This is a genomic window from Pseudomonas sp. NPDC089752, from assembly GCF_044748725.1.
In the GTDB taxonomy this organism is placed as follows: Bacteria; Pseudomonadota; Gammaproteobacteria; order Pseudomonadales; family Pseudomonadaceae; genus Aquipseudomonas.
Genome location: NZ_JBIVGP010000038.1, coordinates 1 through 1,382 on the forward strand (window position 1 = coordinate 1; position 1,382 = coordinate 1,382).

Sequence of the window (1,382 nt, forward strand, 5' to 3'; positions counted from 1 at the left end):
CCCGCAGCGATATTGATCGTCGCGCCATTGCTCAAGGTCACGGTCATGGCCGTGCCCGCTGGATTGCTCAGGGTCGCGGTGTAGACGATCTGGCCACCCTCAGCGACGTCGCCAGTCGCGCTCAGCACCAGGTTGGTGGTGGCCTGAGTCTCTGGGCTGTCGGTGACCGTGGTGGTCGGCGCACCAGCGGTTTCGAGGTTCTCGTAGTTGCCACCTTCGACCTTGGTGATGCTGTTGGTCAGTGGCGCATTGGTGTTGTAGACGTTGTTCGGCGCAGTGAAGTTGACCGAGCCGGTGGATTGGCCAACATCGATGGTGATGCTCTGACCGTTGGCAAGAGTCACCACCAGCGGCGAACCAGTCACCGGTGCCGAGACCGACGCGGTGTAGATGACCACGCCGCCCTCAACCACGCTTGGAGACGCGGTCAGGGTCACGGTCGACGTGTCGATGGTGTCGCTGACGTTAGTGACCGCTTCGGCTGGGTTGACCGCCAGCTTCTCGAAGTCGCCACCGGTGGTCCCGGTGATGCTGACTTTGACCTCACCGGCGTCCTTGTAGACGTCATCGGTTGGCGCAGCGACGGTGACTTGGCCAGTGGTCTGACCCGCAGCGATATTGATCGTCGAGCCATTGCTCAAGGTCACGGTCATCGCCGTACCGGCTGGGTTGCTCAGCGTCGCGGTGTAGACGATCTGGCCGCCTTCGGCGACATCGCCAGTCGCGCTCAGCACCAGGTTGGTGGTGGCCTGAGTTTCTGGGCTGTCGGTGACCGTGGTGGTCGGCGTGCCAGCGGTTTCCAGGTTCTCGTAGTTGCCACCCTCGACCTTGGTGATGCTGTTGGTCAGCGGGGTGTTGGTGTTGTAGACGTTGTTCGGGGCAGTGAAGTTGACCGAGCCGGAGGACTGGCCAACATCGATAGTGATGCTCTGGCCGTTGGCCAGGGTCACCACCAGCGGGCTGCCGGTAACTGGAGCGCTGACGGAGGCGGTGTAGGTGACTACGCCACCCTCGACGACCGAGCCATCAGCAGTCAATGTAACCGTGCTGGTGTCGATGGTGTCGCTGACATTGGTGACCGCTTCGGCTGGGTTCACTGCCAGTTGTTCAAAATCACCACCGGTGGTCCCGGTGATGCTGACTTTGACCTCGCCGGCGTCCTTGTAGACGTCATCGGTTGGCGCAGCGACGGTCACTTGGCCAGCGGTCTGACCCGCAGCGATATTGATCGTCGCGCCATTGCTCAAGGTCACGGTCATGGCCGTGCCCGCTGGATTGCTCAGGGTCGCGGTGTAGACGATCTGGCCACCCTCAGCGACGTCGCCAGTCGCGCTCAGCACCAGGTTGGTGGTGGCCTGAGTCTCTGGGCTGTCGGTGACCGT

Annotated in this window: 1 protein-coding gene; it reads right to left on the reverse strand. The window is 62.4% G+C overall.

Going from position 1 to position 1,382, the window contains the following annotated elements:
- Positions 1 to 1,382: immunoglobulin-like domain-containing protein (locus tag ACIPZF_RS26095; protein WP_400804959.1), on the reverse strand; the 1,382-nt coding region annotated here is incomplete at both ends.